Below are 23805 nucleotides of genomic sequence, written 5' to 3'. Positions count from 1 at the left end.
ATCAATGATGGTAAAGCTGGATGAATAAAAAATCAAAACAGATGACCTGGTGGATTACTGGAGTTGTCGCTTTTTTAATTTTTGTACTTTTACAAGTTCCTGCAACATGGTTAATTGCTAAATTTTATAAAAATAATCAAACCTTACACAATGTCAGTGGCAATATTTGGCAAGGGCAAGCGGATTGGCATAAAGGTAATTTACGTGGGTCAGTTTCATGGCGTACGCGTCCTTGGGATTTAATCTTATTGCGTGTTGGGGCAAATGTTGAAGTTCATAGTGGACAAACGCAACTCAATGGGGTTGTGGGCTATGGCTTGGGTAAAAAAATTATTGTTAATCAAATGCAAGGTCAGATTGCTCCTGAAACATTGAAAAATATCGCCAACTGGCAATGGCCTGCAAATGCCATACAGATTTCGGACATGAGCCTTCGTTTTAAAAAAGATGCTGGATTTAGTGATGTTGATGGTCAGCTGCATTGGGCTGGTGGTGAACTTCGCTATACTTTTGGTCAACGACAAGATCAAATGAATATCCCTTCTTTAAATGCACAGCTAAAAGATGAAGCAGGTAAACTGATTTTTGATATTCAAGATCAACGCAGCCAAAAAATGGCGAATATCAGTTTAGATCCAAGTATGATGTTGGATGTACAATTGACCCAAAGAATGTTACTTAATGTTCCATCTTATGATGGGAAAGCTGGACTGGATACATTTGTGATCAGTTCAAGACAACCACTGATTCAAGGTGGTTTCTAATGAATATAAAAGAACAGTTTGAAAACATTTCTTGGAAAAAAGCAGAACATCTCGCACCTGTTGCCTTATTTATATTGATTTTGGCATTGTGTTGGAAATTAGCCTCTATTTTTTGGTGGGTGGTCGCACCGCCTCAAGTGATGCAACCTGAACAAGTGAGTCTAGGCTCGCAACAAGCACAAGTTCCTAATATTTCAAGTTTTTCCTTGTTTAATGAAGTGGGTTCAAGCGCAACAGCAGATGACAGCATTCCAATGGTATTGCAGGGTGTTGTGGTGAGTTATCCTGCACGCTTTTCATCGGCTGTGATTAAAGTAAAGGAAACGGCAGATCGTTATGTGGTTGGTGAAACCATAGAAGGCACCAGTTATCAGTTGTCAGAAGTATATTGGGATCATATTGTTTTAAGCCAAGGTGGCAATAATAGTAAAGAGTTACGTTTTACAGGTTTGGATAATTTATATCAGCCTTTACCTGGGCAGCCTGCAGATTCGAATATGGCAACACCAACCAGTAATCCAGATCAAGCTGTACCGCCACCACAAAATACCAGTCAGAATGCGTTGGGGCAGGCAATTGATCGAATGAATGAAAATCGAGAACAATATCTAAAGAGCATGGGGGTGAACACCAATAGCGGACAAGGCTATGAGGTGACAGAACAAACCCCCGCAGCACTTCGAAATAAATTAGGACTTCGGTCTGGGGATCGCATTCTTTCACTCAATGGGCAGTCAGTCGGTCAAGGACAGAGTGATGTTCAACTGCTAGAACAAGCAAAGCGTGAAGGAAAAGTAAAAATTGAAATTAAGCGTGGTGATCAGGTGATGACCATTCAGCAAAGTTTGTAAGTGGCTAGGACTACAAATAAAATTAGGATAGATAATAAGTTATGGCTTTTTTGACTCACAATCGACCACTCTGGGCTATCGTTGCAGCAGCACCCATGATGGTTGCAGTTAGTACAGCAACATATGCTCAGACGTGGAAGATTAACTTACGCGATGCTGATCTTACGGCTTTTATCAATGAAGTTGCAGATATTACGGGTAAAAACTTTGCTGTTGATCCGCGCGTACGTGGCAATGTAACTGTTATTTCAAACAAAGCACTCAATAAAAACGAAGTTTATGACCTATTTTTAGGTGTGCTCAATGTCAATGGTGTAGTGGCGATTCCATCAGGCAATACCATACGTTTAGTGCCTGACAGTAATGTTAAAAACTCTGGTGTTCCTTATGATCCACGCAACAATGCACGCGGTGATCAGGTGGTCACACGGGTAATTTGGTTAGAAAATACCAATCCAAATGATTTAATTCCTGCACTTAGACCGTTAATGCCTCAATTTGCTCATTTGGCAGCCATACAAGGCACCAATGCGTTAATTGTTTCAGATCGAGCGGCAAATATTTATCAACTTGAAACCATCATTCGTAATTTGGATGGTACAGGACAAAATGATATTGAAGCTGTACCTTTGCAGCAAAGTCAGGCTGAAGAAATCATTAAACAATTGGATGCAATGAGTGCGACTGGCGCATCAAAAGATTTCGCAGGGGCACGGGTACGTATTATTGCAGATGTACGCACCAACCGTATTTTAATTAAAGGCGATACAGGTACACGCAAACGTATTCGTAATATGATTGAAATGCTTGATGTGCCATCAGCAGATCGTTTAGGTGGACTAAAAGTATTTAAACTCAAATACGCCAGTGCAAAAAATCTCTCTGAAATTTTACAAGGCTTAGTCACTGGGCAAGCAGTCAATTCAAACTCAAATAATTCTTCGACCAATAATAATTCTAGTAATAGCAGTAATTTAAATAATAACAGTAATAACTCTTCTTCAAATTCCAGCTCAGGCAGTAGCAGTATTTCAACGCCGGGGATTAATTTAAATAGCAATTCCAATAACAATAATCAAAACAATGTCACCAGCTTTAATGCCAATGGTGTCAGCATTATTGCTGATGGTGCACAAAATGCCTTGGTGGTCAAAGCCGAACCACAATTGATGCGAGAAATAGAAGCCGCAATCCAGCAATTGGATGTACGTCGTCAACAAGTGTTGATTGAAGCGACTATTCTTGAAGTATCAGGGAATGATACAGATCAATTGGGTGTGCAATGGGCTTTAGGCGATATTAGTAGTGGTGTGGGGCTGATTAATTTTGATAATATCGGCAGTAGTTTAGCGGCACTAGCTGCGGGTTATTTATCTGGTGGTGCGGCTGGTTTGGGTAATGCAGTTAAACCCGGAACTTCACTTATTTTAGGCGATTATAAAGAAGGCGCTGATGGTTCACGCAAGCTCTATGGTGCAGTGATTCAGGCATTAAAAGAACGAACTAAATCAAATCTGCTCTCTACGCCGTCTATTCTGACCATGGACAATGAAGAAGCGTATATTGTTGTGGGGGAAAATGTACCTTTTGTAACAGGGTCTGTATCTACAGGTACCGGCGGAACGGTCAATCCTTATACTTCGATCGAACGTAAAGATGTCGGGGTCACCTTAAAAGTTGTTCCACATATTGGTGAAGGTGGTTCAATTCGTTTGGAAGTCGAGCAAGAAGTCTCAGGGGTCAAATCTAGTAAAGGGCAAGCTCAGGACTTAGTCACCAGTAAACGCTCTATCAAAACAACAGTAACAGCTGATCATGGACAAACAGTCGTATTGGGTGGGCTGATTTCTGATGATACGGTTCTTGGTCGTCAATCTGTGCCATTCTTAGGAGATATTCCTGGTTTGGGACGTTTATTTAGATCAGATGCAAAGTCAAATGTTAAACGTAATCTTTTAGTGTTTATTCATCCAACAATTGTGGGTGGCGATACAGAAATACGTCGTTTATCTCAGCAACGTTATGACCAGCTATACAGCTTGCAATTGGCGATGGATAAAGATGGGAATTTTGCCAAACTGCCTGCCAATGTTGATGATGTATTCCAACAGCGTTTGCCTATTACCTCGTCACCAAATACTCAGCCTAAACTGATTCAACCACAGCCGACGGCACAGCCATCCAGTCAATATCAGAAAGTACCCGCAGGTGGCGTAGCAACAAATCCAAACAAAAGCAATGCGGTTACAACCCCTGTTGCAGAGGAACCAAATGATATCCGTAAGCAGTAGCGGATATTTTTGAGTGTTAAAATTAGATCAGCTGTTTGATTGAATGTTTAAGATTTACAGTTAATTTGTTGCAATGGCTTGTTTGATTCATGAGCTAAAGTATGGTTTTAAGTTGATTTAGAACTCTAGATATGTCGTGTTAAAATAAATGTAAATTGGAATGAGAGAATGACGATGACTTGGAAATTACAAGCAATTTCGGGTGAGTTAGAAGGACAGGAAGTGACGATTGACCGTGACATGTTGGTGGGTCGCCATCAAGATGCGGATCTTTTATTGCAGTCTGCGGAAATCTCACGTCGCCATGCCGCATTTTTATTGAAAGACGATGCATTATGGGTACAGGACTTAAAGTCATCAAACGGAACTTTTGTGAACGATATACGTATCGATCAGGATAAAATGTTGATGGATGGTGATATTGTTCAATTTGCCAGTATTAAATTCAATGTACTTGCACCTGTAAAAGCAGTTGAAGTGGCTGAGCAATCTATCGTAGAGCCTACATCTATCATTGCAGATGCTGAACCAGCGATTGCACAAGTTGAGCCATCAGTTTCACAACTCGCCGAACAACAAGTACAACAACCTGCTGAGGCTATTGCAACCGCAGAACTTGATACACCTGTATCAATTGAACCGAGTGCGGCAGAAAAAATGAGTGAACAGGGCATGCCAGAGCTTTCGGCACGAGATAGCAATGTACAAATCACTCGTGAAGGAATGCCATCAGGCGTAGCTGTACCTAAGCCAGCTCCAATTCCTGATGGTGTTGACATTCATACGCCAATAAAACCTGACATTGAACAAGTTAAAGCGCCAGAAGCACGCGTTGAAAAAGAAATAGAAACTCAGAAAAATGCCAAAGTTGGCTTGATGACGGTGGTTGTCTTAATCATTTTGGCAATTATTGCATGGCTGTTGTTTAAATAATCTGTGAATGCGATACACTCAAGGCATGCAATCGCATGCCTTTGTTTTATGTAAAGTCTATACAAAGACTAAAGTTGGATTTTATTTTTAGTGCGATAAGTTTTAAAAAATTATTTTAGGTGTACAGCATGAATGTGGCAAAGCTAGACCAACGTGAACTTATTTTATTTGATTTGGATGGAACATTGGTTGATTCAGCATTTGATTTATATCGTGCTATGAATCTGAGTTTGGCACGTTTAAATCTTCCTTTAGTCACTGAGCAACAAGTCCGCGTTTGGATTGGCAAAGGCACATCATTATTTTGTGAAAGTACTTTAAAATATTTAAAAGGCGAGGTTGATCCCGTATTGCATCAGCAGTTGCTTGATACATTTTTGGAAATTTACAATGCCGAACCATGTGTAGATACTCAGCCATTCTCTGGGATTTTAGCGTTTTTAGATTGGGGAATACAAAATAACAAGAAGCTGATTTGTGTGACCAATAAACCTGAACAGCCTGCCAGAAAAATCTTAGAAGAATTAAAAATGGATCACTATTTTGTTGATGTGATTGGTGGAGATCGTTTTGAAGTACGAAAACCACACCCAAAACCATTGTTGTATTGTGTGGAAACATACCAATCTTCAGTCGATAAAACATTGATGATTGGTGACTCAAGTAATGATGTAGAAGCTGCCCGCCGTGCAGAGGTTGATTGTATTGTGGTCAGCTATGGCTATAATCACGGTGAAGATATTCATCTTTGTCAACCGCAACAGGTGGTCGACGATTTAACAGAGCTTTTGGCTTAACCCCTATATTTGAAATTGTTGTGAGAAAAGGAAAGAGGAATGAATGGAAAAGGTACTTTTCGATGGCGTCACTAAGTGAGCTGTATGCAAATCAATACTTAGTAATATCGAAAATAGAGAGAATTCCTCATGACAACTTTAGCGCAATTTGAACAATTAACATCGGCGGGATATAACCTGATTCCTGTTTATCGCCAACGTTTAGCAGATACGGATACGCCATTGTCTGTATTTGCACGGTTACAACAGCACCAACAGGCATATTTATTTGAATCTGTCGAGGGGGGCGAAAACTGGGCACGTTACTCGATTATTGGTCTGGGTGAGTCAACTGTATTTTCCTGCAATGCTGGACAACTTACAGTTAAATTTCCAGATGGACGAGTTGAGACACAGACGTGTACTGATCCATTTCAATATATTCGTGACTTTCAGGCACAGTTTAAAGTGCCTACGCAACAAGATTTACCTGCGTTGCCAAATTTTACAGGCGGCTTGGTTGGGTATTTTGGTTATGACGCAGTGCGTTATATTGAACCACGCTTAAGCAATGTGCCTGAAGCTGACCCTGTTGGGTTACCTGATTTATGGATGATGCTGTCAAAGACAGTGGTGGTGTTTGATAACTTAAAAGACACTTTGTTTTTGATCGTACATACAGATGTTAATGATCCACAAGCTTATAACAAGGCACAACAACAACTCGATGCTTTGGAAGCCATATTGGCAACGCCGATCAGTTTGGTTGCAAAAAAACATACAGCACCACATTTTGAATCTTTAACTGGGCATGACCGTTTTCTAGAGTCGATTGAAAAAGTCAAAGCATATATTCGTGCTGGAGATGTGATGCAGGTTGTACCTGGGCATCGAATGGTCTCGGATTTCGATGGTGATCCATTACAGGTTTATCGTGCGTTACGTCATTTGAATCCTTCTCCTTATTTATTCCTAGTACAAGGACAGACCATTGCTGACCAAAAACCATTTCATATTGTAGGTTCGTCACCAGAGATTCTTTCCCGCCTTGAAAATGGTATTGCGACTGTACGACCACTTGCGGGAACACGCCCTCGTGGAAAAACCAAAGAAGAAGACTTGGCACTGGAAAAAGATTTGCTTTCTGATGAAAAAGAAATTGCAGAACATCTAATGCTAATTGATTTGGGGCGTAACGATATTGGACGCGTTTCAAAAATCGGTAAAGTGCAAGTGACTGATCAAATGGTGATCGAGCGTTACTCGCATGTGATGCATATTGTTTCTAACGTGCAGGGTGAAGTGTTGGATGATGTTGACGCTTTGGATGTTTTTAAAGCAACTTTCCCAGCCGGGACGCTTTCTGGCGCGCCAAAAATTCGCGCGATGGAAATTATTGACGAAGTGGAACCAGTAAAGCGTGGTATTTTTGGTGGCGCTGTTGGTTATTTAGGCTGGCATGGTGAAATGGACATGTCGATTGCGATTAGAACCTGTGTAATTCGTGAAAATAAAGTCTATGTACAGGCTGGAGCAGGGCTTGTTGTGGACTCAAATCCTGAATCAGAGTGGAATGAAACCCAAATAAAAGCTCGCGCAGTGATCAAAGCGGTTGAATTATCATCAAACGGATTGATTTTATGAGTTTTTGAGGTTTTTTTTAAAAAAAACACTTGCAAGGATTCTGAGTTTTGCTAAACTGCACACCGTTCCGATACGAAACGTACGAAACACTAAGAAACGCCGGCATAGCTCAGTTGGTAGAGCAACTGACTTGTAATCAGTAGGTCCACAGTTCGAATCCGTGTGCCGGCACCATCTTAAAGTTTTGTGTTATAATGTAGAGGAACGGCACTGAAAGTAAGTGTAAATGGTGAGATTCCCGAGCGGTCAAAGGGAGCAGACTGTAACTCTGCCACGAAAGTTTCGAAGGTTCGAATCCTTCTCTCACCACCATTAACTTCGATAAGTGGTTAATTACCAACATTAAGCGGGAGTAGCTCAGTTGGTAGAGCGGTAGCCTTCCAAGCTACATGTCGCGAGTTCGACCCTCGTCTCCCGCTCCATCGAAGATGATTGCTCTTATAGCTCAGTGGTAGAGCACTCCCTTGGTAAGGGAGAGGTCTCGAGTTCAAATCTCGATAAGAGCTCCAGATACAATTTAGTAGATTATTCTACACCAGTTTTTAAAAAGCAGGCTTATTAGTCTGCTTTTCAAGTATTAGGTGTCTAGTTTTTTAGACGATTGTCGATGCTGAGTTGTTTAACTCGTGTTCGACATAAACGAGGAAGAGCAAATGGCTAAGGCTAAGTTTGAACGTAATAAGCCACACGTAAACGTGGGTACAATTGGTCACGTTGACCATGGTAAAACAACTTTAACTGCTGCAATTGCAACTATCTGTGCAAAAACTTACGGCGGTGAAGCTAAAGACTACGCAGCAATCGATTCTGCACCAGAAGAAAAAGCACGTGGTATTACAATTAATACTTCACACGTAGAATACGATTCTCCAATCCGTCACTACGCTCACGTAGACTGCCCAGGACACGCCGATTATGTTAAAAACATGATCACTGGTGCTGCTCAGATGGACGGTGCGATCCTTGTATGTGCTGCGACTGATGGTCCAATGCCACAAACTCGTGAACACATCCTTCTTTCTCGCCAAGTAGGTGTACCTTATATTCTTGTATTCCTTAACAAGTGTGACCTTGTTGATGATGAAGAATTACTTGAATTAGTAGAAATGGAAGTTCGTGAACTTCTTTCTACTTATGACTTCCCAGGTGATGACACTCCAATCATCCGTGGTTCAGCACTTGCTGCACTTAATGGTGATGCTGGTCAGTATGGCGAATCTGCAGTTCTTGCACTTGTTGAAGCGCTTGACTCTTATATCCCAGAACCAGAGCGTGCAATCGACAAAGCATTCTTGATGCCAATCGAAGACGTATTCTCAATTTCTGGTCGTGGTACAGTGGTAACAGGTCGTGTAGAATCTGGTATCGTTAAAGTAGGCGAAGAAGTTGAAATCGTTGGTATTAAAGATACAGTTAAAACAACTGTAACTGGCGTAGAAATGTTCCGTAAACTTCTAGACGAAGGTCGTGCTGGCGAGAACTGTGGTGTACTTTTACGTGGTACTAAGCGTGAAGACGTACAACGTGGTCAAGTACTTGCTAAACCAGGTACAATCAAGCCGCACACTAAATTCGATGCAGAAGTATATGTACTTTCTAAAGAAGAAGGTGGTCGTCATACTCCGTTCCTTAACGGTTACCGTCCACAATTCTACTTCCGTACAACTGACGTAACTGGTGCAATCCAATTACAAGACGGTGTTGAAATGGTAATGCCAGGCGACAACGTTGAAATGTCAGTAGAATTGATCCACCCAATCGCAATGGACCCAGGTCTACGTTTTGCGATCCGTGAAGGTGGTCGTACAGTTGGTGCTGGTGTAGTTGCTAAAGTAACTGCATAATCGCTAAAATGTTTATTCTTACCGAGAGTTTCGGCTCTCGGTTTGCTTATTAGGTCAGTAGTTCAATTGGTAGAGCGTCGGTCTCCAAAACCGAATGTTGGGGGTTCGAGTCCCTCCTGACCTGCCAGTTTTTAAATAAAAAACTTGATGTCGGCTAAACTGGTCATATAATAAGTCGCGAAACCTACGACGAGTACAAAAATGTCGAACGATAAATCACGTGACGCAACAGGCGGCGCGGCAATTCCTCAAAGCAACAATTCAGCTGAAATGGTGAAGACAAGTTCTCCATTTGATTTTATTTTGTGGATCATTGCATTGGCTTTATTTGGCTGTGCTTTGATGACAAATCAATATCTTCCAGCGTATTGGGCACCAGCAAATAGTATCTGGGTGCGTATTGGGGTAATTATAGCTTGTATCATCGTAGCTTTAGGTTTATTATACGCCACCCATCAAGGCAAAGGCTTTGTTCGTTTGCTTAAAGATTCGCGTATCGAATTGCGTCGAGTCACTTGGCCTACGAAACATGAAACAGTAACCACTTCATGGCAGGTTCTCCTCGTTGTTGTAGTTGCCGCAATTATTTTGTGGTGTTTTGACTATATCATCGGTTGGTTTATGAAGTTTATTATCGGGTAAGAGAGCTATGAAACGTTGGTACATTATTCATGCCTATTCAGGCTATGAAAAACAAGTGATGCGTTCACTTAATGATCGAATCCAGCGTAGCGCTGTTGCTGATAGTTTTGGTGAAGTCCTTGTTCCTACCGAAGAAGTGGTAGAAATGAAGGATGGTAAGAAACGTAAATCAGAGCGTAAATTCTTTCCAGGCTATGTATTAGTTGAAATGGAAATGAATGATGAAACTTGGCACATTGTTAAAGAATGTCCAAAAGTATTGGGTTTCATTGGTGGTACAGCTGAAAAACCAGCACCAATTACGCAAAAAGAAGCTGATGCGATTCTTGCACGTGTGCACAACAAAGGTGAAGCACCTCGTCCTAAGACGATGTTCGAGCCGGGTGAAGAATTACTTGTTACTGACGGTCCATTCACAGACTTTAAAGGTGTGGTGGAAGAAGTTCAGTACGAAAAATCACGTTTAACGTTGACGATTAACGTATTTAATCGACCAACTCAAGTTGAATTGGAATTTCGCCAAGTCGAAAAAACAATTTAATTTGAATTGTTCAAAAGCGCCCGATTTGTTATGGATCGGGCATTGTTGTTGTAACGGTATCGTTACTTGAAAACTTGGGGAGCTCTAAAAGGCGTTTGTACCCAGAGGTAATTTGAAATGGCTAAGAAGATTGACGGCTATATCAAGCTGCAAGTTCCAGCTGGTAAAGCGAATCCATCTCCACCAATCGGTCCTGCACTAGGTCAACGTGGTGTGAACATCATGGCATTCTGTAAAGAATTCAATGCTGCTACACAAAAAGTTGAACCAGGTCTTCCAATTCCTGTAGTGATCACTGTGTACAACGATAAGTCGTTCACATTCATCATGAAAACTCCACCTGCATCTATTCTTCTTAAGAAAGCTGCTGGTATTCAAAAGGGTTCATCTGTACCAAACAAAACTAAAGTTGGTAAGTTGACTCGTGCTCAATTAGAAGAAATTGCGACTACTAAAGAACCAGATTTAACTGGTGCTGATCTAGACGCACGTGTACGTACCATTGCTGGTTCTGCGCGTTCTATGGGCTTGGAAGTGGAGCTATAAGACATGGCAAAGTTAACTAAACGTCAAAAAGCCATTGCTGCTGCTGTAGAAGCAAACAAAGTTTATACTTTGGAAGAAGCGGTACAAGTTCTTAGCAGCCTTCCTGCTGCAAAATTCAAAGAATCTTTGGATGTTGCGGTAAACCTAGGTGTTGATCCTCGTAAATCTGACCAAGTTGTTCGTGGCGCGACTACACTTCCTGCAGGTACTGGTAAAACTGTACGTGTAGCTGTGTTTGCTCAAGGCGCTGCTGCTGAAGCTGCTAAAGCTGAAGGCGCGGACGTTGTTGGTTTTGATGATCTTGCTGAAAGCATTCAAGCAGGTAACTTAGACTTTGATGTTGTGATTGCTGCTCCAGATGCAATGCGCGTTGTAGGTAAGTTAGGTACGATCCTTGGTCCACGTGGCTTAATGCCAAACCCTAAAGTGGGTACAGTAACTCCTGACGTTGCAACTGCAGTTAAAAATGCAAAAGCAGGTCAAGCACGTTACCGTGTTGACAAAGCGGGTATCATCCACGCTGCGATCGGTCAAGTAGGTTTTACTGCTGAAGCTGTTCGTTCAAACGTTGAAGCACTTATTGCTGACCTTAAGAAAGCAAAACCTGCGACTTCTAAAGGTATCTACATCCAAAAGATCACTTTGAGCTCAACTATGGGTCCTGGTCTTGTTGTAGACGTACAGAACGTTACTAAATAATTATTTTATAGATAATTATTTGCAATAAAAGAATTTTAAAGTCCTGAGTGAAGTTTAAAACATGGTTTTTAAACTTTGCGCAAAATGAGGAAAGCTTCATTCGAGGTTTTTCTCATCTTGTGAGTTGGCAAGGTTTACTTGCTGATGGGTTCTCAGGCGGACTTTGAATTGATAGATGTAAGTTTATCAGCGTCAAAGACCTCAGGCGAGGCAGGTCTCAGGATTTGCTTCTTAAAATACCAGTCTGAGTAGACGCGGTGGTGTGATTGATTCCTCCTCCGCGTGTAAGTTGAGAAATTGACTTGCGAATTGGGAGTGCAGTCCATTTGTGGATTGCATAAATCACCGTTAGGAGGTTTTACAATGGCTCTTCTTATCGAAGACAAAAAACAGATCGTTGCTGAAGTAAATGAAGTTGCTTCTGTAGCGTTTGCTGCTGTTGTTGCTGACTACCAAGGTTTAACAGTAGAACAATTGACTACACTTCGCGTAGAAGCTCGTAAGTTAGGTGTTAAGACACGTATCGTGCGTAACACTTTGGCTAAGCGTGCACTTGAAGGTACTCAATTCTCTATTTTAGATGAGAACCTTGTTGGTCCAACTATTCTAGCTTTTTCAACTTCTGAAGACGACATGGGCGCAGCTGCTCGCTTGTTTGAAGATTTTGCTAAAACTAACAAAGCATTTGAACTAAAAGCTGCTGCATTTGATGGCAAAGTTTATCAAGGTGCAGATGTTAGCGTTATCGCAAATCTTCCAAACCAAGAAAAAGCACTTACTATGCTTGCCAATGTTCTTCAAGCTCCTATTTCGAAATTGGGTCGCCTTATTACAGCACTCAAAGAGAAAAACGAGTCAGAAGCAGCTTAAGCTTAAAAATTTTCACACACCATTCAATATCCATTTGGAGTTATTCTCATGGCTTTAACTAACGAAGAAATCTTAAACGCAGTTGCTGAAAAAACTGTTCTTGAACTTGTTGAACTTATTTCTGCTTTCGAAGAAAAATTCAACGTATCTGCAGCTGCTGTAGCTGTAGCTGCTGCTCCAGGTGCTGGCGCTGCTGCTGCTGAAGAGCAATCTGAATTCAACGTTGAGTTGACTTCTTTCGGTGCTAACAAAGTTGCTGTAATTAAAGCAGTTCGTGAAGCTACTGGCCTTGGTCTTAAAGAAGCTAAAGATCTTGTTGAAGGCGCTCCTTCAGTTGTTAAAGAAGCGGTTTCTAAAGAAGAAGGCGAAGAACTTAAGAAGAAACTTGAAGAAGCTGGTGCTACAGTTACACTTAAGTAATCTTAAGGGGAGTCGATTTTTTTATAATCGGCTCCACAAATTGGCTGATGGCTCTTGGGTCATCAGCCTTTTTGCGTTACAATAATCGGCTCGATTTTAGATTGATTGATATAAAAATCATCAATTTTTAAAATAAATAAACATAATCAAACGCTTACCAATATTTTTCAGTTTTAAAAATATTGTTAAGCGTTTTGTACCACTGAAATTTGCAGCATTTGTATAAAAGTGGTGGTCATATCGACCTGCGTAATTCCTTCTAAGTTCGTTCTGCAGGCGGGCTTAGTTTACTTTCCGAGGACTCCAGATGGCATACTCATATACCGAAAAGAAACGGATCCGTAAGAATTTTGGTAAATTGCCCCAAGTCATGCATGCTCCGTACTTGCTCGCGATTCAAGTCGACTCGTACAGAACATTCTTGCAAGATGGCAAAACTCCAAAAAATCGCGAAGATATCGGTCTCCAAGCTGCATTTCGTTCAGTTTTTCCTATTGAAAGTTATTCGGGCAATGCTGCTTTAGAATTCGTTGAGTATAGTCTTGGTAAACCAGAGTTTGATGTTCGCGAGTGTATTCTTCGCGGTTCAACCTTTGCGGCACCAATGCGCGTTAAAATTCGTTTGATCATCAAAGATCGTGAAACGAAATCTATCAAAGACGTACGTGAACAAGAAGTGTACATGGGTGAAATGCCACTCATGACTGAGAATGGTACTTTTGTAATCAATGGTACTGAGCGTGTAATCGTATCTCAATTACACCGTTCTCCAGGCGTCTTCTTTGATCACGATAAGGGTAAAACTCATTCAAGTGGTAAAGTGCTTTATTCAGCACGTATCATTCCTTACCGTGGGTCATGGTTGGATTTTGAATTTGATGCTAAAGACTTAGTATTTGTTCGTATTGACCGTCGTCGTAAATTGTTGGCGACTGTCATTCTACGTGCATTGAACTATAGCAATGAACAAATTCTCAATATGTTCTATGAGAAAGTACCTGTATATCTTGATATGGGTAGCTATCAGATTGACCTTGTTCCAGAACGCCTTCGCGGTGAAATGGCGCAGTTCGATATTGCAGACAATGACGGTAAAGTGATTGTTGAACAAGGTAAACGTATCAATGCACGTCATGTGCGTCAAATGGAAGCTGCCGGTTTAACTAAACTTTCTGTTCCTGATGAATACTTGTATGAGCGTATTACAGCTGAAGATATTACTTTACGTGATGGTGAAGTGATTGCTGCCAATACCATTTTAAGCCATGAAGTATTGGTTAAAATCGCTGAAGGTGGTGTTAAACAATTTAACATCTTGTTCACCAATGATATCGATCGTGGTTCGTTTGTTGCAGATACATTACGTGCAGATACGACAACAGGTCGTGAAGAAGCACTTGTAGAAATCTACAAAGTCATGCGTCCAGGTGAGCCACCAACAAAAGAAGCGGCTGAAAACTTATTCAATAACTTATTCTTCTCTACAGAGCGTTATGACTTGTCTCCTGTAGGTCGTATGAAGTTTAACCGTCGTTTGGGTCGTCCTTATGAAGTCGGTACAGATCAGAAGTCTCGTGAAGTAGAAGGTATTCTTTCTAACGATGACATCATTGATGTATTGAAAACATTGGTAGAAATCCGTAACGGTAAAGGTGAAGTCGACGATATCGATCACTTAGGTAACCGTCGTGTACGTTCTGTTGGTGAAATGACAGAAAACCAATTCCGTGTTGGTCTAGTTCGTGTTGAACGTGCTGTAAAAGAGCGTTTAAACCAAGCTGAAACAGATAACTTGTCTCCACAAGATTTGATCAATGCGAAACCAGTTGCAGCTGCAATCAAAGAATTCTTTGGTTCAAGCCAATTGTCTCAGTTTATGGATCAAAACAATCCATTGTCTGAAATTACACACAAACGTCGTGTTTCAGCGCTTGGTCCTGGTGGTTTGACACGTGAACGCGCAGGCTTTGAGGTACGTGACGTACATCAAACTCACTATGGTCGTGTATGTCCAATTGAGACACCTGAAGGTCCAAACATTGGTTTGATCAACTCACTTTCTGTATATGCAAAAGCCAACAACTTCGGTTTCTTGGAAACTCCATACCGTAAAGTGGTTGATGGTCGTGTAACGGATGATGTTGAGTATTTATCTGCGATTGAAGAAGTAGGCACTGTAATTGCACAAGCCGATTCTGGTGTAGATAAAGACGGTCACTTGACTGAAGAATTCGTTTCTGTACGTCATCAAGGTGAATTCGTTCGTATGCCTCCTGAAAAAGTGACGCATATGGATGTATCTGCTCAACAGGTTGTTTCTGTTGCTGCATCACTTATTCCATTCCTTGAACACGATGATGCGAACCGTGCATTAATGGGTTCAAACATGCAACGTCAGGCTGTTCCTACATTGCTTGCTGACAAGCCACTTGTTGGTACAGGTATGGAAGCAAACGTAGCGCATGACTCTGGTGTGTGTGTAATCGCAAAACGTGGCGGACGTATTGAGTTCGTTGATGCTTCTCGTGTTGTTATTCGTGTGAACGAAGATGAAATGATCGCGGGTGAAGCAGGTGTAGATATCTACAACTTGATCAAATACACACGTTCAAACCAAAACACTTGTATCAACCAAAAAGTTCTTGTGAGCTTGGGCGATAAAGTAGGTCGTGGTGACGTTCTTGCTGATGGTCCATCGACTGACGGTGGTGAATTAGCGCTTGGTCAAAACATGCGTGTCGCGTTCATGACGTGGAACGGTTATAACTACGAAGACTCGATCTTATTATCTGAGCGTGTACTTCAAGAAGACCGTTTGACTTCGATTCACATCCAAGAGTTGTCATGTGTAGCGCGTGATACCAAGTTAGGTGCAGAAGAAATTACTGCAGATATTCCTAACGTGGGTGAAGCAGCTTTATCTAAACTTGATGAATCAGGTATTGTTTATATCGGTGCTGAAGTTTCAGCAGGTGACATCCTTGTTGGTAAGGTAACGCCTAAAGGTGAAACACAATTAACACCTGAAGAAAAATTACTTCGTGCAATTTTCGGTGAAAAAGCTGCGGATGTAAAAGACTCTTCTTTACGTGTTTCTTCAAGCGTAAAAGGTACAGTGATTGACGTTCAAGTGTTTACACGTGACGGTATCGAGAAAGATGAGCGTGCTCAAGCAATTGAAAAAGCGCAACTTGATGCTTACCGTAAAGACTTGAAAGAAGAATTCAAAATCTTCGAAGAAGCTGCTCGTGAACGTATTGTGCGTTTATTGAAAGGTCAAGAGTCAAATGGTGGTGGTACAACGAAACGTGGTGACAAGCTAACTGAAGACGTATTGTCTAACTTAGAGCTTGTTGATCTGTTAGAAGTTCAACCAGCAGACGAAGGTATTGCTGAGCGTTTAACGCAGATTCAAGTGTTCTTGAAAGAGAAGAGCCACGAGATCGATGAGAAGTTTGCTGAGAAAAAACGTAAACTTTCAACGGGTGATGAACTGACAACTGGTGTGTTGAAAGTTGTTAAAGTTTATCTTGCTGTTAAACGTCGTATCCAGCCTGGTGATAAGATGGCGGGTCGTCACGGTAACAAGGGTGTTGTATCAAACATCTTACCAGTTGAAGATATGCCGCATGACATCCATGGTGTTCCAGTGGATGTGGTACTTAACCCACTCGGTGTACCATCACGTATGAACGTGGGTCAGATTCTTGAAACTCACTTGGGTATGGCAGCGAAAGGTCTTGGCGATAAGATCGACAAGATGATGAAAGAGCAACGTACTGTTCTTGAACTTCGTGAATTCTTAGACAAGATTTATAACAAAGTTGGTGGCGAGCAAGAAGATCTTGATAGCTTGACCGATGAAGAAATCTTGGTGTTATCAGGTAACTTGCGTAAAGGTGTTCCTTTAGCTACACCAGTATTTGATGGTGCAGAAGAAGGACAAATCAAAGAGTTACTTGAACTTGGTGGTATCTCACGTACAGGTCAAACAGTATTGTATGATGGACGTACAGGTGAGCGTTTTGACCGCCCAGTAACAGTAGGTTATATGTACATGCTCAAGTTGAACCACTTGGTTGACGACAAGATGCATGCACGTTCTACTGGTTCTTACTCACTCGTGACTCAGCAACCGCTTGGTGGTAAAGCACAATTCGGTGGTCAGCGTTTCGGTGAGATGGAAGTTTGGGCACTTGAGGCTTATGGTGCTGCTTATACACTTCAAGAAATGTTAACTGTGAAATCGGATGACGTTGAAGGTCGTACTCGCATCTATAAGAACATTGTAGATGGTAACCACTATATGGATCCGGGTATGCCTGAATCGTTCAACGTATTGACCAAAGAGATCCGTTCTTTAGGTATCAACATTGAACTGAAAAATGGTGACTAAATCCCCCTTGATCCCCCTTTGTTAAAGGGGGGATTTCCCCTCTTTCTTAAAGAGGGGCAGGGGAGATTCCAAATCTCAGTGAAAAAACAATATTTGTGACCCAGCCGTAGAGAAAATGCCTCTTCGGCACACGGAGAAAAAAATTGAAAGACTTGCTCGATATCATGCGCAAAAAGACGGACTCAGACGGTCATGCTCCAGTAGAGTTTGATCGCATCCGTATTGGTCTTGCGTCACCAGAAATGATTAAGTCATGGTCTCACGGTGAAGTTAAAAAACCAGAAACCATTAACTATCGTACGTTTAAGCCAGAACGTGATGGTTTATTCTGTGCCAAAATCTTTGGTCCAGTAAAAGATTACGAATGCTTGTGCGGTAAATACAAGCGTATGAAATACAAAGGCGTCATTTGTGAAAAATGTGGCGTTGAAGTAACAACTGCGAAAGTTCGTCGTGAGCGTATGGGTCACATCGAATTGGCTTCTCCTGTTGCTCATATTTGGTTCTTGAAATCATTACCAAGCCGTATCGGTTTACTTCTTGATATGACTTTGCGTGATATCGAACGTGTATTGTATTTCGAATCTTATGTGGTGACTGATCCAGGCATGACGCCAATGGAGAAGTACCAACTTCTTAATGATGAAGAATATTTTACTGCGTTAGAAGAACACGGTGATGAATTCAGCGCTAAAATGGGTGCTGAAGCAGTTCAAGACTTGTTGAAAGATATCGATCTTGAAGCTGAAATTTCTCGTTTACGTGAAGAAATTCCAAACACAACTTCAGAAACTAAGCTTAAAAAAGCGTCTAAACGTTTGAAGTTGATGGAAGCGTTCAAAGAGTCAAACAACAAGCCAGAATGGATGGTGATGAATGTACTTCCAGTACTTCCACCTGATCTTCGTCCGTTAGTACCGCTTGAAGGTGGTCGTTTTGCGACTTCTGACTTGAACGATCTTTACCGTCGTGTGATTAACCGTAATAACCGTTTAAAACGTCTTCTTGACCTTGCTGCGCCAGACATTATCGTACGTAACGAAAAACGTATGTTACAAGAGTCTGTCGATGCATTGTTAGACAACGGTCGTCGTGGTCGTGCGATTACAGGTTCGAACAAACGTCCGCTTAAATCTTTGGCTGATATGATCAAAGGTAAACAAGGTCGTTTCCGTCAAAACTTACTTGGTAAGCGTGTTGACTATTCAGGTCGTTCGGTGATTACTGTAGGTCCATCATTACGTTTGCACCAATGTGGTCTTCCAAAGAAAATGGCACTTGAATTATTCAAGCCATTCATTTTTGCGAAATTACAAGCTTCAGGTCAAGCAACAACCATTAAAGCTGCGAAGAAAATGGTTGAGCGTGAAACACCAGAAGTATGGGACGTTCTTGCATCTGTAATTCGTCAACATCCTGTTATGTTGAACCGTGCGCCAACACTTCACCGTTTAGGTCTTCAAGCATTTGAACCTATCTTGATTGAAGGTAAAGCGATTCGTTTACACCCACTCGTATGTGCTGCGTTTAACGCCGACTTCGATGGTGACCAAATGGCGGTTCACGTACCATTAACACTTGAAGCTCAGTTAGAAGCTCGTGCGTTAATGATGTCGACAAACAACATCTTGTCACCTGCAAATGGTGAGCCAATCATCGTACCTTCTCAGGACGTTGTATTGGGTCTTTACTACATCACACGTGATGCTGTAAACGCCAAAGGTGAAGGCATGGTGTTTGCGGACACACATGAAGTAAACCGTGCACTTGCGACAGGTCAAGTTGATTTACATGCTCGTGTTAAAGCGCGTGTACACCAAACAGTGATTGATGACAACGGTAACCGTGAACATCAAACTATTGTTGTAGATACAACACCAGGTCGTTGCTTACTTTGGGAAGTTGTTCCTGAAGGTATGGATTTCCAACAAATCAACGTAGAGATGACCAAGAAAAACATCTCTAAATTGATTAACTCTTGCTACCGTAAATTAGGTTTGAAAGATACTGTTATCTTTGCTGACCAATTGATGTACTTGGGCTTCCGCCAAGCAACACGTTCAGGTGTTTCTGTGGGTATGGAAGACATGTTGATTCCACCACAAAAACAAGCAATTATTGAAAAAGCTGAAGTTGAAGTTCGTGAAATTGAACAACAATTCGAGCAAGGTTTCGTAACTGCTGGTGAGCGTTATAACAAAGTTGTCGACATTTGGGCGCGTACCAACGACCAAGTTGCAAAAGCGATGATGGATAACTTGTCATTCACAACTGTTAAAAACAAACAGGGTGAAGATGAGAAGCAAAAATCATTCAACAGTATTTACATGATGTCTGACTCTGGTGCCCGTGGTTCGGCAGCTCAGATTCGTCAGCTTGCAGGTATGCGTGGTTTGATGGCTAAACCAGATGGTTCGATCATTGAAACACCGATTAAAGCAAACTTCCGTGAAGGTTTGACAGTACTTCAGTACTTCATTTCAACACACGGTGCGCGTAAAGGTTTGGCAGATACAGCACTTAAAACTGCGAACTCAGGTTACTTAACACGTCGTCTTGTTGACGTAGCACAAGATTTGGTCATTACTGAGCCAGATTGTGGTACTTATGACGGTCTTGTAATGACTCCATTCATTCAAGGTGGCGATGTCATCGAGAACTTAGGTGCTCGAGTATTGGGTCGTGTACTTGCTGAAGATGTCAAGAAACCAGGTACAGATGATGTCCTTCTTCCACGTAACACATTGATCGACGAGAAACTTGCAACGTTCCTTGAAGATAACGGTGTTGACGAAGTTAAAGTACGTTCAGTTGTAAACTGTGCTTCAACATTCGGTGTATGTGCGAAATGTTATGGTCGTGACTTGGCTCGCGGTCACTTGGTGAATCCAGGTGAATCTGTTGGGGTTATGGCTGCACAATCAATTGGTGAACCTGGTACACAGTTAACCATGCGTACATTCCACGTGGGTGGTGCTGCAAGCCGAACTTCTGCTGCAAACAGTGTTCAAGTACGTAACAAAGGTACAGTTCGTTTCCATAACGTTAAAACTGTTCAACATGCCAAAGGTCATTTGGTATCTGTTTCACGTTCAGGTGAAATCGGTATTGCGGATGACTTAGGTCGTGAGCGTGAACGTTATAAACTTCCATACGGTGCGTCGATCTTAATCAAAGATGGTCAACCTGTAGAAGGCGGCGGTATTGTTGCAACTTGGGATCCGCATACACATCCATTGGTAACAGAAGTTGCTGGTAAAGCACGTTTCAGCCAAATTGCTGATGGTGTAACTGCAACATCGAAAACTGATGATGCAACAGGTATGACGACTGTTGAAATCTTACCTGTAACAGCTCGTCCTGCTTCTGGTAAAGATTTACGTCCTGCAATCGTGTTGGATACTACCGATGGTGGCGAACAGTTCTACTTCTTGCCACAAAACACAATCGTGACTGTTCGTGATGGCGAAACGATTGGTGTGGGTGATGTCATTGGTCGTGTACCACAAGAAACTTCACGTACTCGTGATATTACCGGTGGTCTGCCACGTGTAGCTGACTTGTTCGAAGCACGTAAGCCAAAAGAGCATGCGATCCTTGCTGAAATTTCAGGTGTTGTAAGCTTTGGTAAAGAAACCAAAGGTAAGAACCGCTTAGTGATTACACCAGATGATGGCTCTGAAATTTATGAAGAGTTGATTCCTAAATGGCGTACCATTAACGTGTTTGAAGGTGAGCATGTGAACCGTGGTGAAACCATTTCTGATGGTCCACAGAACCCACATGACATCTTACGTTTGAAAGGTGAAGTTGCATTAACCAACTACATCGTGAACGAAGTTCAAGACGTTTACCGCTTACAAGGTGTAAAAATCAACGATAAGCATATCGAAGTGATCGTGCGTCAAATGTTGCGTAAAGTTGACATTACTGATGGCGGCGATACAAGCTTCATCAAAGGCGAACAAGTGGATTACATCCGCGTTGTGGGCGAAAACCAAGCGGTATTGGCTCAGAACAAGTTCCCTGCGAAGTATGAACGTCAATTGATGGGTATTACCAAAGCATCGCTTTCTACTGACTCGTTCATCTCTGCTGCATCGTTCCAGGAAACCACACGTGTGTTAACTGAAGCGGCTGTAACAGGTAAAGAAGATGATTTACGTGGCTTGAAAGAAAACGTTGTTGTAGGTCGCTTGATTCCAGCAGGTACTGGTCTTGCATACCACTTAGAACGTCGTCGTCAAGAAGCAGAAGCTGCTGAGCATGAGCTTGTAAATGACTTCTCCGAAGTTGATCAAGCATTCTCTCAGGCTTTAAACGAAGATTCTTTCTAAGTTAAACAGCTTTTGAAATGAAGAAGACGCCTTAGGGCGTCTTTTTTTATATAATCAAAAAATGGAAATTAAAATCAATCTAGAATGAAAATAAATACTGTAGTGAAGACCTTAACTTTGATGACGATTTGTCCATTATTGTTCATGATGTTGCTGCCTGCACCTGCACTGGAACATGGTTGGCAAATTGATATGATGCAATGGATCAATCAATTTTTAAAAATTCAAAGTACCACCACAGGTGAGCTGGAACAATTTAGCCTGTTTGTTAAGACCTACCTGAGCTTGCTGTGTCCACTGTGGGCGTTACTGATTATTTATGCGATAGATAAAGACGATAAAGTTGAGCAACCTAAACTCAATCAGTTTAAACCTTTAGATGCGGTGATCATTTTTGCTTGTTTCTCATTTTGCATTGGCTTTGCAACGATACTGAGCCTATGGCATTTAAATCCTTCATTGGTGTCTATCCGTGTTAAAAACAGTTATTTATTTAGAATTTTGTATGAGTACAAATTGGGAATTATTTTGGCTGAACTGTTTTACTTTGGCATTTTACTTTTAGCACTAACCGCTATTTTAGGCGTTATCTTTGCCATCATCATCAATATCAAACAACGATTAATGTACAAGTCGGAATGATAAATTTTAATAAATCGCAGAACTAAGGGAACAAAAAAAACCGCTGGAATTCAGCGGTTTTAAGTTCAGTGAAACCCAAATTTTTATTTATGAAGATCGTGGTTTCACCCAAAGTTGATAAGCAACAGCCAATAAGGCAAGCCAAATCGCGCCAACATAAAGTGCAGGACGTGAGGCTGGGAAATAACCAATCATGGCAATGACAAAGACCATAAATGCTGTGGCTAAAATCGGTGCAACAGGCCATCCAACTACAGGGAAATCGAGCTTTTTAATTTCTTCAGCACTGAGTTTTTTCCGCATACCAAACTGGGCTAATAAAATCATTAACCACACATAAACAGTTGCAAATGTTGCAATTGAGGCAATGATTTCAAACACATTTTCAGGAATCAGGTAATTTAAGAGTACCCCAACCAAAAGCACGCTTGCCATGACGATTACGGTCATAAACGGTACGCCATTTTTTGATGTTTTGGCAAAACTTGCTGGCGCTTTGCCTTTGATTGCCATGCCATACATCATTCGCCCGGCACCAAAAACATCACTGTTAATTGCAGAAACAGCAGCAGTAATCACCACAATGTTTAGAACGGCAGCCGCTGATTTTATCCCTAGGCTTTCAAATATTTGCACAAATGGACTGCCATGAGAACCGATTTGATTCCAAGGGAAAATCGACATCAGTACGAAAATAGTCAATACATAGAATAGGATGATGCGAAAAGGAACAGCATTGATGGCTTGAGGTATTGCCACTTTAGGATCTTTGGTTTCTCCAGCAGTCACACCAATGATTTCTATACCACCAAATGCAAATACAACCACAGAAAAGCAGGCAATAAAACCGGCAATACCATTGGGAAAGAAACCACCATGTGTCCAAAGGTTCGATATACCTGAACTAAATTCAGTATGTGGAATATGCAAACCGTAGAGCATGATGCCAAAACCACCCAAAATCATGGCAATAATGGCAGTGACCTTAACGATGGATAACCAAAATTCCAACTCACCATAGACTTTGACATGGATCAGGTTAATCGCACCCAAAAAGAAAATTAAAGACAGAATCCAAACCCAACGTGCAACATCGGGAAACCAAAAACCCATGTAAATTCCAAAGGCAGTGACATCGGCGATCGCAACAATGACCATCTCAAAGACATAGGTCCAACCTGTGGTAAAACCTGCAAATGGACTGATATATTCAGAAGCGTAATGACTAAAAGAATCTGAAACAGGATTATGGACAGCCATTTCACCTAGTGCACGCATCACAATATAAATTGCAATGCCTGCAATCATATAAGCCAGTAGTACAGATGGACCTGCTTGCTGTATAGCCGAGGCTGAACCGTAGAATAAACCTGTGCCAATAGCAGAACCTAAAGCAAGGAAACGGATGTGGCGGGTATTGAGTCCCCGTTTTAAAGTGGAAGTTTGTGACATGATAAGCTCCAGTCTTAGCTATAGTTTATAGGAGCTTGATAACGAGTTCATGCTTTTATCCGTAAAATAAGCAATTTACCTTCCACGAATGCACCATGTGTAGCGATTGGATCAAAGCTTAAGTCATTGCCGAGTGTTAAACAAAGTTACAAATGGA

The 23805-nt window shown here is 41.5% G+C and carries 17 protein-coding genes and 5 tRNA genes; 21 read left to right on the top strand and 1 reads right to left on the bottom strand.

The features are described from left to right. Window positions 1–20: 20 nt before the first annotated feature. From gspN to AAV97_RS11125, 21 genes are all read left to right on the top strand, one after another. Window positions 21–764 (top strand): type II secretion system protein N, encoded by a 744-nt coding sequence (gene gspN / locus AAV97_RS11225; protein WP_046760611.1) that lies wholly within the window; start codon window positions 21–23, stop codon window positions 762–764. Further along, window positions 764–1615 carry a type II secretion system protein N gene (locus tag AAV97_RS11220; protein WP_046760610.1) on the top strand — a complete coding sequence of 284 codons (852 nt, stop codon included), beginning with the start codon at window positions 764–766 and terminating at the stop codon, window positions 1613–1615. Before gspN ends, AAV97_RS11220 begins: the two co-directional genes overlap by 1 nt. A gap of 41 nt (window positions 1616–1656) precedes the next feature. Beyond that, entirely contained in the window at window positions 1657–3906 is a 2250-nt protein-coding gene (gene gspD, locus AAV97_RS11215; RefSeq protein ID WP_046760609.1) for a type II secretion system secretin GspD, read from the top strand. A gap of 174 nt (window positions 3907–4080) precedes the next feature. After that, entirely contained in the window at window positions 4081–4839 is a 759-nt protein-coding gene (locus tag AAV97_RS11210; protein ID WP_046760658.1) for an FHA domain-containing protein, read from the top strand. Window positions 4840–4967: 128 nt separating this feature from the next. Next, entirely contained in the window at window positions 4968–5636 is a 669-nt protein-coding gene (locus AAV97_RS11205) for an HAD-IA family hydrolase (protein ID WP_005035275.1), read from the top strand. A 129-nt stretch (window positions 5637–5765) separates the two neighbouring features. Next, window positions 5766–7259, top strand: a complete 1494-nt coding sequence (trpE, locus tag AAV97_RS11200) for an anthranilate synthase component I (RefSeq protein ID WP_046760608.1) — start codon at window positions 5766–5768, stop codon at window positions 7257–7259. Between the two features lie 98 nt (window positions 7260–7357). Beyond that, window positions 7358–7433, top strand: a tRNA-Thr gene (locus AAV97_RS11195). 54 nt (window positions 7434–7487) lie between these two features. Continuing rightward, window positions 7488–7571, top strand: a tRNA-Tyr gene (locus AAV97_RS11190). A 34-nt stretch (window positions 7572–7605) separates the two neighbouring features. Beyond that, window positions 7606–7681 (top strand) — tRNA-Gly (locus tag AAV97_RS11185). Between the two features lie 12 nt (window positions 7682–7693). Further along, a tRNA-Thr gene (locus tag AAV97_RS11180) sits at window positions 7694–7768 on the top strand. A gap of 144 nt (window positions 7769–7912) precedes the next feature. After that, window positions 7913–9103, top strand: coding sequence for an elongation factor Tu (gene tuf, locus AAV97_RS11175; protein WP_004718491.1), 1191 nt, complete (start codon window positions 7913–7915; stop codon window positions 9101–9103). Window positions 9104–9154: 51 nt separating this feature from the next. After that, a tRNA-Trp gene (locus tag AAV97_RS11170) sits at window positions 9155–9230 on the top strand. A gap of 74 nt (window positions 9231–9304) precedes the next feature. Then, on the top strand, window positions 9305–9745 hold the full coding sequence (gene secE / locus AAV97_RS11165; RefSeq protein ID WP_004826233.1) for a preprotein translocase subunit SecE: 441 nt from the start codon (window positions 9305–9307) through the stop codon (window positions 9743–9745). Between the two features lie 7 nt (window positions 9746–9752). Beyond that, window positions 9753–10286, top strand: a complete 534-nt coding sequence (gene nusG, locus AAV97_RS11160) for a transcription termination/antitermination protein NusG (protein ID WP_004718486.1) — start codon at window positions 9753–9755, stop codon at window positions 10284–10286. A 117-nt stretch (window positions 10287–10403) separates the two neighbouring features. Next, window positions 10404–10832, top strand: coding sequence for a 50S ribosomal protein L11 (gene rplK, locus AAV97_RS11155; RefSeq protein ID WP_001074682.1), 429 nt, complete (start codon window positions 10404–10406; stop codon window positions 10830–10832). Window positions 10833–10835: 3 nt separating this feature from the next. Further along, window positions 10836–11531, top strand: coding sequence for a 50S ribosomal protein L1 (gene rplA, locus AAV97_RS11150; RefSeq protein WP_004826236.1), 696 nt, complete (start codon window positions 10836–10838; stop codon window positions 11529–11531). A 363-nt stretch (window positions 11532–11894) separates the two neighbouring features. Beyond that, window positions 11895–12401, top strand: coding sequence for a 50S ribosomal protein L10 (gene rplJ / locus AAV97_RS11145; RefSeq protein ID WP_004826238.1), 507 nt, complete (start codon window positions 11895–11897; stop codon window positions 12399–12401). A 48-nt stretch (window positions 12402–12449) separates the two neighbouring features. Then, window positions 12450–12821, top strand: coding sequence for a 50S ribosomal protein L7/L12 (gene rplL / locus AAV97_RS11140; RefSeq protein WP_004826239.1), 372 nt, complete (start codon window positions 12450–12452; stop codon window positions 12819–12821). Between the two features lie 307 nt (window positions 12822–13128). Beyond that, window positions 13129–17217 carry a DNA-directed RNA polymerase subunit beta gene (gene rpoB, locus AAV97_RS11135; protein ID WP_004826241.1) on the top strand — a complete coding sequence of 1363 codons (4089 nt, stop codon included), beginning with the start codon at window positions 13129–13131 and terminating at the stop codon, window positions 17215–17217. Between the two features lie 143 nt (window positions 17218–17360). Then, window positions 17361–21554, top strand: a complete 4194-nt coding sequence (gene rpoC, locus AAV97_RS11130) for a DNA-directed RNA polymerase subunit beta' (protein ID WP_004826243.1) — start codon at window positions 17361–17363, stop codon at window positions 21552–21554. Window positions 21555–21638: 84 nt separating this feature from the next. Next, entirely contained in the window at window positions 21639–22196 is a 558-nt protein-coding gene (locus AAV97_RS11125) for a hypothetical protein (protein WP_046760607.1), read from the top strand. An 87-nt stretch (window positions 22197–22283) separates the two neighbouring features. Here AAV97_RS11125 and AAV97_RS11120 read toward each other — a convergent pair whose 3' ends face one another. Then, on the bottom strand, window positions 22284–23648 hold the full coding sequence (locus tag AAV97_RS11120) for an amino acid permease (RefSeq protein WP_009584433.1): 1365 nt from the start codon (window positions 23646–23648) through the stop codon (window positions 22284–22286). Window positions 23649–23805: the final 157 nt, after the last annotated feature.

The sequence above is a fragment of the Acinetobacter sp. Ag2 genome, assembly GCF_001005515.1.
GTDB classification, from domain to species: domain Bacteria; phylum Pseudomonadota; class Gammaproteobacteria; order Pseudomonadales; family Moraxellaceae; genus Acinetobacter; species Acinetobacter bereziniae.
Note: the sequence above shows the minus strand (reverse complement) of the source record. Positions and strands in the feature narration are given on the sequence as shown.

What these genes read in the sequence shown, in the direction of transcription:
- gspN (WP_046760611.1), top strand. Translation starts at nt 21, where the DNA reads ATGAATAAAAAATCAAAACAGATGACCTGGTGGATTACTGGAGTTGTC.
- AAV97_RS11220 (WP_046760610.1), top strand. Translation starts at nt 764, where the DNA reads ATGAATATAAAAGAACAGTTTGAAAACATTTCTTGGAAAAAAGCAGAA.
- gspD (WP_046760609.1), top strand. Translation starts at nt 1,657, where the DNA reads ATGGCTTTTTTGACTCACAATCGACCACTCTGGGCTATCGTTGCAGCA.
- AAV97_RS11210 (WP_046760658.1), top strand. Translation starts at nt 4,081, where the DNA reads ATGACTTGGAAATTACAAGCAATTTCGGGTGAGTTAGAAGGACAGGAA.
- AAV97_RS11205 (WP_005035275.1), top strand. Translation starts at nt 4,968, where the DNA reads ATGAATGTGGCAAAGCTAGACCAACGTGAACTTATTTTATTTGATTTG.
- trpE (WP_046760608.1), top strand. Translation starts at nt 5,766, where the DNA reads ATGACAACTTTAGCGCAATTTGAACAATTAACATCGGCGGGATATAAC.
- tuf (WP_004718491.1), top strand. Translation starts at nt 7,913, where the DNA reads ATGGCTAAGGCTAAGTTTGAACGTAATAAGCCACACGTAAACGTGGGT.
- secE (WP_004826233.1), top strand. Translation starts at nt 9,305, where the DNA reads ATGTCGAACGATAAATCACGTGACGCAACAGGCGGCGCGGCAATTCCT.
- nusG (WP_004718486.1), top strand. Translation starts at nt 9,753, where the DNA reads ATGAAACGTTGGTACATTATTCATGCCTATTCAGGCTATGAAAAACAA.
- rplK (WP_001074682.1), top strand. Translation starts at nt 10,404, where the DNA reads ATGGCTAAGAAGATTGACGGCTATATCAAGCTGCAAGTTCCAGCTGGT.
- rplA (WP_004826236.1), top strand. Translation starts at nt 10,836, where the DNA reads ATGGCAAAGTTAACTAAACGTCAAAAAGCCATTGCTGCTGCTGTAGAA.
- rplJ (WP_004826238.1), top strand. Translation starts at nt 11,895, where the DNA reads ATGGCTCTTCTTATCGAAGACAAAAAACAGATCGTTGCTGAAGTAAAT.
- rplL (WP_004826239.1), top strand. Translation starts at nt 12,450, where the DNA reads ATGGCTTTAACTAACGAAGAAATCTTAAACGCAGTTGCTGAAAAAACT.
- rpoB (WP_004826241.1), top strand. Translation starts at nt 13,129, where the DNA reads ATGGCATACTCATATACCGAAAAGAAACGGATCCGTAAGAATTTTGGT.
- AAV97_RS11125 (WP_046760607.1), top strand. Translation starts at nt 21,639, where the DNA reads ATGAAAATAAATACTGTAGTGAAGACCTTAACTTTGATGACGATTTGT.
- AAV97_RS11120 (WP_009584433.1), bottom strand. Translation starts at nt 23,648, where the DNA reads ATGTCACAAACTTCCACTTTAAAACGGGGACTCAATACCCGCCACATC.